The sequence below is a fragment of the Rhodococcus sp. (in: high G+C Gram-positive bacteria) genome (genome assembly GCF_049299235.1).
Taxonomy (GTDB): Bacteria; Actinomycetota; Actinomycetes; order Mycobacteriales; family Mycobacteriaceae; genus Rhodococcus.
This window is the reverse complement of sequence record NZ_JBAQXC010000028.1, coordinates 1-9,040: the sequence shown is the minus strand read 5'-3', so window position 1 is coordinate 9,040 and position 9,040 is coordinate 1. Positions and strand designations below refer to the sequence as shown.

The 9,040-nt window shown below is 67.2% G+C and carries 8 protein-coding genes and 1 pseudogene; 4 read left to right on the top strand and 5 right to left on the bottom strand.

Features of this window, described 5'->3' with window-relative positions:
- From WAX14_RS01830 to WAX14_RS01810, 5 genes and pseudogenes are all read right to left on the bottom strand, one after another.
- Positions 1 to 267 (bottom strand): annotated as a pseudogene (locus WAX14_RS01830) (ABC transporter ATP-binding protein); the annotation flags it as partial.
- 173 nt (positions 268 to 440) lie between these two features.
- Entirely contained in the window at positions 441 to 2,072 is a 1,632-nt protein-coding gene (gene cydD, locus WAX14_RS01825) for a thiol reductant ABC exporter subunit CydD (protein ID WP_422626390.1), read from the bottom strand.
- 74 nt (positions 2,073 to 2,146) lie between these two features.
- Complete coding sequence (gene cydB / locus WAX14_RS01820; protein WP_422626389.1) at positions 2,147 to 3,190, bottom strand: cytochrome d ubiquinol oxidase subunit II; 1,044 nt, start codon at positions 3,188 to 3,190, stop codon at positions 2,147 to 2,149.
- Between the two features lie 12 nt (positions 3,191 to 3,202).
- A complete protein-coding gene (locus WAX14_RS01815; protein ID WP_422626388.1) occupies positions 3,203 to 4,699 on the bottom strand; it encodes a cytochrome ubiquinol oxidase subunit I in 1,497 nt (498 codons plus the stop codon).
- Positions 4,700 to 4,921: 222 nt separating this feature from the next.
- A complete protein-coding gene (locus WAX14_RS01810; RefSeq protein ID WP_422626387.1) occupies positions 4,922 to 5,776 on the bottom strand; it encodes an aminodeoxychorismate lyase in 855 nt (284 codons plus the stop codon).
- A gap of 55 nt (positions 5,777 to 5,831) precedes the next feature.
- Between WAX14_RS01810 and WAX14_RS01805 the strand changes: the two genes are divergently transcribed.
- The 4 genes from WAX14_RS01805 (at position 5,832) to WAX14_RS01790 (ending at position 8,952) form a co-directional block, all read left to right on the top strand.
- Positions 5,832 to 6,962 (top strand): YgfZ/GcvT domain-containing protein, encoded by a 1,131-nt coding sequence (locus tag WAX14_RS01805; RefSeq protein WP_422626386.1) that lies wholly within the window; start codon positions 5,832 to 5,834, stop codon positions 6,960 to 6,962.
- On the top strand, positions 6,959 to 7,624 hold the full coding sequence (locus WAX14_RS01800; protein ID WP_422626385.1) for an MOSC domain-containing protein: 666 nt from the start codon (positions 6,959 to 6,961) through the stop codon (positions 7,622 to 7,624). The genes WAX14_RS01805 and WAX14_RS01800 overlap by 4 nt, the downstream gene beginning before the upstream one ends.
- Positions 7,621 to 8,577, top strand: coding sequence for an asparaginase (locus tag WAX14_RS01795; protein ID WP_422626384.1), 957 nt, complete (start codon positions 7,621 to 7,623; stop codon positions 8,575 to 8,577). The genes WAX14_RS01800 and WAX14_RS01795 overlap by 4 nt, the downstream gene beginning before the upstream one ends.
- Positions 8,578 to 8,760: 183 nt before the next feature.
- On the top strand, positions 8,761 to 8,952 hold the full coding sequence (locus WAX14_RS01790; protein ID WP_422626383.1) for a DUF3073 domain-containing protein: 192 nt from the start codon (positions 8,761 to 8,763) through the stop codon (positions 8,950 to 8,952).
- Positions 8,953 to 9,040 lie beyond the last annotated feature (88 nt).

Below are 9,040 nucleotides of genomic sequence, written 5' to 3'. Positions count from 1 at the left end.
GTAGAGCCCGGCTCGGGCGGCGGTGGTGCCGCGCAACGCGACGTCGTGGGTTGCCAGGCGTTCGCAATAGCGGAACAGTCCCCGCGAGATGCCGAGAGCCCGCACGGCGACGACCGCGATGGTGAGGTCGAGGACCGGGGGCATCTGCCAGGCGCGGATGATGAGCCACGCCGACAGTCCCGACAGCAGCAGCGCGGCACCGAGGGTCGCGACACCGGCCGCGACGGCGACGAGGACGCGGCGGGGTTCGAGTTCGAGCAGTGCCATGGCGCGACGCAGATCGCTGCGGCGCCGGTCCGATGGTGGACGCCGCAGCGCCCCGGGCGGCCGTGCTCCTCCGAGCGAATGTACCGTTCGCTCCGTTGAAGGAGACGAAGGATACGTTCGCTCCGAAAATTCGGGGTGGTCGTCGCCGGGGCGATCACGTGGGTTCCGGGCGTTCATCGCGCGGTCACCTCGATCACGGTGTCGGCGGCCGCCAGCAGAGTCGGCCGGTGCGCGACGACGACGACGGTCGCGCCGCGGTCGGCGCGGTCACGCAGCGCGGCCAGGACTGCCTGCTCGGTGTCGGCGTCGAGGTGCGCGGTGGGTTCGTCGAGCAGCAGCACCGGTCTCGGGGATGCCAAGGTGCGGGTCAGAGCGAGACGCTGCCGCTGACCGAGGGACAGCCCGGTTCCGTCGGCTCCGATCTCGGTGTCCCATCGGTTCGGAAGTTCACGCAAAACCATATCGAAACCTGTTGCTGCACAAATATTGTCGAGCTCGTCATCGGCGACGTCGACACCGGTGAGCGCGAGATTCCCGGCGAGAGTACCGGGCAGCAGCACCGGTCGTTGCGGCAGCCACGCGACCTGCGACCACCAGGTGTCGGTGGCCCTGATCGGATCCGTGCCGATCAGCACGCGTCCGGTCGCGGGCTCGGCGAGACCGAGGATCGCGAGCAACGCGGTGGATTTGCCTGCTCCGTTCGCGCCGATCAACACGGTGATCGCGCCGGGGCGGCAGACCGCGTCCAGGCGGTGCGGGGCGTACCCGTCGCGCCCGGCGACGGAGATACCGTCGAGCACCAGATCGCGACCGCGCGCGTCGATCGTGCCCTCGTCCGGCCGCAGCGCGGGAGCCGACGGTGCGGATTCGAGAATGGCGAAAGCGCGTTCTGCCGCGGCCATTCCGTCCTCGGCGGCGTGGAACTTGGTGCCGATGGTTCGCAGCGGCAGATACGCTTCGGGGGCGAGGATCAATGCGACGATCCCGGCTTCGAGGGGCATCCCGCCGACGACGAGACGCAGACCGATCCCGACGGCGACGAGCGCCACCGACAGGGTCGCGAGGAACTCGAGGACCGATCCGGACAGGAAGGCAACCCGCAGCGCCGACATGGTGGCGCGGCGATGGTCGTCACCGAGTTCGCGGACGCGCTCGGTCGGGCCGCGCTCGCGACCGAGCGCACGCAGGGTGGGCAGTCCCGCGAGCAGATCCAGGAGCTGCGCGGACAGTGCGGTCATCGTGCGGAGTGTCCGATCGGCACGGCCCTTGGTGAGTAGTCCGATCAGGATCATGAACACCGGGATCAACGGCAAGGTCACGACGACGATGATCGCCGACGGGATGTCCTGGGTGGCGACGGCGACGAGCACGATCGGAGTGGACACGACCGCGAGCAGCAGCGCGGGCACGTAGCCGGTGAGGTATTCGGTGAGGCCACCGAGACCGCGGGTGAGCACGGTGGCGATCTCGTCGCGACGCGGGTCGAGTTCCCGAGGGGGCGCCGCGGCGGCAGCGGCGAGCACCTCGTGTTCGAGTTCGGCGACGACCCGGCTCGCGGACCGATGCGCGTAGCGGCTACGCACCCACCAGGTGACGACACGCACCCCGATCGCTGTGGCGAGCACAATCAGATCGGTGCGCCACTCGCCGAGTGCGCGTGCGTCCGAAGTGATGACCCCTGCCAGTATTCGGCCGATCATGAATGCGGACACCACGATCGCGGCAACGTCGACGATCGCGGCGAGGACGGACAGCACCAGGTATCCGCGCACGGACGCCGAGTACCGCCACAGTCGTGGATCGATCGGGGGACGCCGCCCCCGCGCACCGTCGGACTCGGCAGAATCGGTCGGGTGTGTGGGAGCGACGTCGGGGGTGGTCACGGCCGATCCACTCCGATCGGCAACCCGATCGACTTCGGGATGTGGTGGGTCGAAATGCGCTGGCGGAACACCCAGTACGTCCATCCTTGGTAGAGCAGGACGACCGGCGTGACGAGGACGGCGGCCCACGTCATGACCTTGAGGGTGTACGGACTCGACGACGCATTCTCGATCGTCAGCGACCACGCATCGTTCAGCGTCGACGGCATGACGTTCGGGAACAGCGAACCGAACAGCAACACGACAGTGCAGATGATCGCGACCGTGGTGAACACGAACGCCCAGCCTTCGCGTTCGACGCGGGTGAGCACGACGACCGCGAGCAACGCGGCCGCGGCGACCGCGACGAGGATCCAGGTCCAGTTCTTGCCGTGCGCCAGCTGAGTCCACAGAACGAACGTTCCGGCGACGACGACCGTCGGAATCGACAGTCGGTGAGCGAGTTTCACCGCGTCACAGCGAACCTCGTCACCCGTCTTGAGTGCCAGGAAGACCGCGCCGTGCAACGCGAACACCAGTGCCGTGGTGGCACCACCGAGCAGCGCGTACGGGTTGAGCAACGCGAAGAAGCCGCCGACGTACTGCTTGTTCTCGTCGATCGCGACACCGCGGATGATGTTCGCGAACGCCACGCCCCACAGGACCGCGGGCACCCACGACCCGATGATGATGCCGAGATCCCACCGTCGACGCCACGTGGGATCGTCGATCTTGCCGCGGTACTCGATCGCGCAGACCCGCACGATGAGGGCGAGCAGGATCAGTAGTAGTGGTAGGTAGAAGCCGGAGAACAGGGTGGCGTACCACTCGGGGAACGCCGCGAACAGTGCGCCGCCTGCGGTGAGCAGCCACACCTCGTTACCGTCCCACACCGGCCCGATCGTGTTGAGCAACACCCGGCGTCGGGTGTCGGCGACCGCATCCTTGCCGCGGCCGAGGACCGGCATGAGCATGCCGACGCCGAAGTCGAAACCCTCGAGTACGAAGTAGCCGGTGAACAGCACCGCGATGAGGACGAACCAGAGTTCTTGAAGTCCCATGATCGTGCTCTCCTAGTACGCGAAGGACAATTGTTTGGGCCGGCCGTCGTCGTCGGGTTCGTCGTGCTCACCCGGTGGATGCGCATCGTGCGGCAGCGGTCCTTCGATCGTGTAGCGGCGGATCAGCCAGAACCACACCACCCCGAGAGCGGCATACAGGAGGGTGAACGCGACGAGCGAGGTGATCACGGTGGCGCTGCTGTGATTGGACACGCCCTGGTCGACGGTCAGCCGGATCATGTCGACGCCGGTCGGGTTCGGGTGCACAACCCATGGCTGACGGCCCATTTCGGTGAAGATCCAGCCGGCGCTGTTGGCCAGGAATGGTGTCGGGATCGCGGCGATACTCAGGATTCCGAACCATTTCTGGTCGGGAACACGGCCACCGCGGGTGACCCACAGGCCGGCAAGGGCCAGAGCCAGCGAGCCCGCGCCGAGTCCGATCATGGCGCGGAACGACCAGTACGTCACGAACAGATTGGGACGGTAGTTGCCGGGCCCGAACTGTTCCTCGTACTGCGCCTGCAGGTCCTGCACGCCTTGCAGTTCGACGCCGGAGAACTGCCCTTCCGCGAGGTACGACAGGACGAACGGCACTTCGAGGAGGTGGGTGACACCGTCACAGTTGTTGTGCGTGCCGATCGTCAGGATCGAGAATTTGGGGTCGACTTCGGTGTGGCACAACGATTCCGCGGACGCCATCTTCATCGGCTGCTGCTGGAACATGAGCTTGGCCTGGATGTCGCCGGTAAAGATCACGGCGACGCCGGCAACCATCATCACGAGCAGGCCGAGTCGGGTGCCGGGCCGGAACATGGTGCGGGCCTCATCTTCGAAGCGCTCGGCCTCGACGGTGTCGGTCGCTTCCCTCGCGCGCTTCATGTTCCGGACCATCCACCAGCCACCGATACCCGCGACGAAGGTGCCCGCAGTGAGGAGTGCACCCGCGACGGTGTGCGGGAACGCGGCCAGTGCGGTGTTGTTGGTCAGCAGCGTCCAGATGCTGGTGAGTTCGGCGCGCCCGGTGTCGGGGTTGTAGATCGCGCCGACCGGATGCTGCATGAACGAGTTGGCGGCGATGATGAAGAACGCCGAGGCGTTCACACCGATCGCGACCAGCCAGATCGTCGCGAGGTGGAGCAGTTTCGGCAATCGGGTCCACCCGAAGATCCACAGGCCGAGGAAGGTGGATTCGAGGAAGAACGCGACGAGTCCTTCGAGCGCCAGTGGTGCACCGAAGACGTCGCCGACGAATCGGGAGTACTCGCTCCAGTTCATGCCGAACTGGAATTCCTGCACGATGCCGGTGGCAACACCCAACGCGAAGTTGATCAGGAACAGTTTCCCGAAGAACTTGGTGAGGCGATACCAGTGGTCTTTCTTGGTGACCACCCACATCGTCTGCATGATCGCGATGATCGGCGCGAGACCGATGGTCAGCGGGACGAGAATGAAGTGATAGACGGTGGTGATGCCGAACTGCCACCGGGACAGATCCAACACATCCATGGCAACTCCGTGGTGACGCCCAGGAACAATCGCCGAATCCGGGTCCTGGGCAGGCGGACCCGAATCCTGTGCACAACGTAGCGACCACACGGGGCGCGCGTGGACAATCCGTCGTTACTACGGAATGTAGTAGAAAGTTCGGGCAAGTTGCGAACACGGTGTCCACAAACACAGTCGGCGAACACCGCCGCAACCCCGACGACGATCCCGCAGGATCGGGTCCTATCCGACCTCGTCGACCGCCAGATCGACCAGTTCCTCGATCTCACCGACCATCGTGCGCCCGTTCAGGGGATGCCCGTCGAGGGTGTGCACCCGCGCGGCGAGCGCGACACTCGACACCAGCCACACACCGTCGGCAACGATCAGGTCGGCCGGACGCAGCGTCTGGTACCTGGCTGTGAAATCACGCTGGTCCGCGATCTCGAACAACGCCTGTTGCGTTGTCCCCGGCAGGATCCCCTGTGCAGGCGGTGGCGTCAGCAACGTCCGGCCGCGCGCGATGACCACCGTCGAACGCGGACCTTCGAGCACACACCCCTCGCTGCTGACGAAGATCACGTCGTCTGCGCCGAGCGACTCGGCGTGACGCAGCGCCGCCATGTTCGTCGCATACGACAGCGTCTTCGCGCCGAGGAGCTGCCACGGCGCCTTCGCCGCCAGATCCACCGAGAATCCACGCTCGAGAGTTACCACCGACACGCCGTCGCGCCGGGCGGCGCCGACCCGGTCCGCGACCGGGGTGATCAACAGGAACGCGGTCGGATCACCACCGGTCTCCCGGCCCCGCGTGTACACCAGTCGCAGCGCACCCTCACGGTCCTCGCCCCACTGTTCGACGGCCAACTCGATCGCCAACCGCCAATCGTCGCGATCCGGTTCGGGCATTCCCGCCGCCTCGGCGGACGCGGCCATCCGGCCCAAGTGCAGTTCGACGGTCCGCGCCCGCCCGTCCCGCACCAGCAACGTCTCGAAGACGCCGTCCCCCCGCAACACCCCGAAATCGTCGGCGTGAAGCAGCGGCGCATCCGCGTCCCGCACCTCGCCATCCAGCGTCACCAGCACCCGATCAGCCATGTCGCCCACCATATCCACTGGCGGTCCGCAATCCGGTTCCCCATAGACTGGTGTCGTGGCCGAGTTTCCGATCGTGACCGAAAGCCCACTCCTCGCGCTCCCCGGCGCCGTCGCCGCACTGCCCGGCACTCCCGATGCCGGGCTGCCCTGGCACTACGGCGATCCCCTCGGTGAACAGCGCGCAGCAACACAGGGAGCGGCGCTGATCGACCGGTCGACGCGGTTCGTCGTCGCGATCTCCGGCGACGAGCGGCTCACCTGGCTGCACACGATCTCCAGTCAGCACGTCGCGGCGCTACCGGACCGCACCTCGGCAGAGAATCTCAGCCTGGACGTCAACGGCCGCATCGAACACCACTTCGTGCTGACCGATCTGGACAGGGTCACCTGGGTCGACACCGAACTCGACCGCGGACCCGAACTGCTGGCGTTCCTCACGAAGATGGTCTTCTGGGCGAAGGCCGAACCACGCGACGGAAACGAACTGGCGGTGCTGAGCCTGCTCGGCCCGCAATCCGGCGATCCGCGCATCCTCACAGCTCTCGGCATCGACGCATTGCCGTCTGCGCCCTATGCGGCCCTCGCGCTGCCCGGCGGTGGATTCGCGAGACGCATGCCGTGGCCGACCGAACACTCCTACGACCTGCTGGTCCCCCGGGAGAATCTCGCCGACATGTTCTCGGCGCTCACCGCCGCCGGCGCCCGCGCGGCCGGGACGTGGGCGTTCGAGGCATTGCGGGTCGAATCCGTGCGCCCGCGCATCGGTCTCGACACCGACGAGCGCACGATCCCGCACGAAGCACGCTGGGTCGGCGCCCCCGATCGCTTCGGCGCGGTCCACCTCGACAAGGGCTGCTATCGGGGTCAGGAAACTGTCGCCCGAGTGGAAAACCTCGGGAAGCCACCCCGGCACCTGGTGCTGTTGCACCTCGACGGATCCGCCGACTCGCGGCCCGAACCCGGCGACCCGGTCACCGCCGACGGACGCACCGTGGGACGTCTGGGCACGGTCGTCGATCACCACGAACTCGGACCGATCGCGCTCGCCCTGATCAAACGCAACGTGCCCGCCGGAACGGCGTTGGCCGTGGGCCCGTGTGCCGCGGCGATCGACGTCGATTCCGTGCCGGACGACACCGGAGTCCAAGCAGGTCGTCTGGCCGTCGACCGGCTGCGCGGGCGATGACCGCCCGGCCCGGCCGGGTGGAGGCGGTCTGCGTCGTGCATGCGATCCGGGACAGCGGCACACGGCGCGTCCCGATCACCGGCATCGACAAGCGCCCGGTGGCCGAGTCGGTGCACGTGCACACTCTCGGTCTCACCGGCGACCGGCAATGCGACACCGAGCACCACGGGGGCCGCTACAAGGCTGTGTACGCCTACAGCGGCGACGAGGCGCAGCGCTGGGCGACCGAACTCGGCCGGGATCTTCCCGTCGGCTGGTTCGGCGAGAACCTGCGGACGAGCGGAATCGCGACGACCGACGCGGTGATCGGCGAACGATGGCGGGTCGGCACCGGCGGCCTGCTGCTCGAGGTGACCGGTCCACGGACTCCGTGCGGCACGTTCGGCGTCTGGGCGTCCGAACCCGGCTGGGTCAAGCGCTTCGCCGCGCGCGGCGACACCGGCGCCTACCTGAAGGTCGTCGCGGACGGACCGGTGCGCGCCGGTGACGCGATCGAAGTGGTGTCGGTACCCGCACACGGAGTCACCGTGCGGAATCTGTTCACCGGATGCGACCCTGAGCGGATCGCGGTGATGCTCGAGCAGCAGGACGACCTGTCGCCCGCCGTCACCGACAAGGCCCGACGACGGGTCGCCGGACACGAGGTACGGGTGATGTATTGAGCGTCGAACTTGTCGAAGTCGTGCGATCCGGGTTCCGCGAGTGCGTGCATCGCGGCTCGCTGATCGCCCTCGATCCGCACGGCGACGCGACGATCTCGCTCGGCCAGGTCCACACACCGATCTATCCCCGGTCGTCGAACAAGCCGCTCCAGGCCGTGGCCCTGGTGCGTCACGGCTTCGTCCCCCGCACCACCGCGGAACTGGCCATCGCGACCGCATCACACGAAGGCGAGTCCGAACACGTCGAACTGGTCGAGGAGCTGCTCGGCGAATACGGCTTCGACGAGACCGACCTGCAGTGCCCGCCGGATCTGCCAGGGAACGAACTGGCACGCGCCGAGGTCCTCGCATCCGGGCGAGGACCGCGCCCGGTGTACATGAACTGTTCCGGCAAGCACGCCGCGATGCTCGCCGTGTGTGCCGTGAACGAATGGGACCCGCGAAGCTACCTCGACCCGGGGCATCCATTGCAGCGGGCCGTCGTCGAGACCGTCCTGGATCTGGCCGGCGACGTCGAGGACACCGAACTCGGCATCGACGGGTGCGGCCTGCCCATCGTGCCGTTGCCGTTGTTCAACCTCGCGACCGCGTACTCGAGGCTCGTCACGGCCGCACCGGACACTCCCGAGCGGGTGGTCGCCGATGCCCTGCGCGCCCACCCGTTCCTGATTTCCGGAACCGGCAAGGACGACGACCGGCTGATGACCACGACCCCGGGCCTGATGTGCAAGGCCGGCGCGGACGGCATCCACGCCGGCGCGCTGCCGGACGGCACCGCCTTCGCCTTCAAGATCGACGACGGTCACGAACGCGCCCGGCTGCCGTTGACCGCGGCGCTGCTGCATCGACTCGGCATCGAGTGGTCGGAGGACCACGCGACTCTGGCTTCGCAGCCGGTGCTCGGTGGCGGCGTGCGAGTAGGCACCGTTCGAGCGATCCCCGGGGTGTTCTGACCGACAAAAATCACACATCTGCGCAGGTCGTGTCCGGGTGAGACGCATCGGACACGGCCGGGGCGGGGTGCGTGGAAGCGGAACGAACTTTTCCACGCTAGAGTGGACCGCAGGAAAATACTCACATCACCGGGGCCGCCAAATTTCCCCAGGCCGCCCCGTCAAAGCGCGAGGGGGTTAGTCATGGGCCGCGGCCGGGCTAAGGCGAAGCAAACCAAGGTTGCACGACAACTCAAGTACAGCTCGCCGTCCACCGACTTCGAGAACCTCCAACGAGAGTTGTCTGGTGGTGAACCCATCTCGCACAGGGACGAAGTCTTCGCAGACCAACGTTCCGGTTGGGACGACGACTCGGACGACGACTGGCGTCGCTGACCCAGAACAATCCCACGCACAGACTTGGGGGGTGCCGGCAACACCGGCCCCCCTTTACTGGCGCCGAACGCACCCCGGTAGGGGTGCG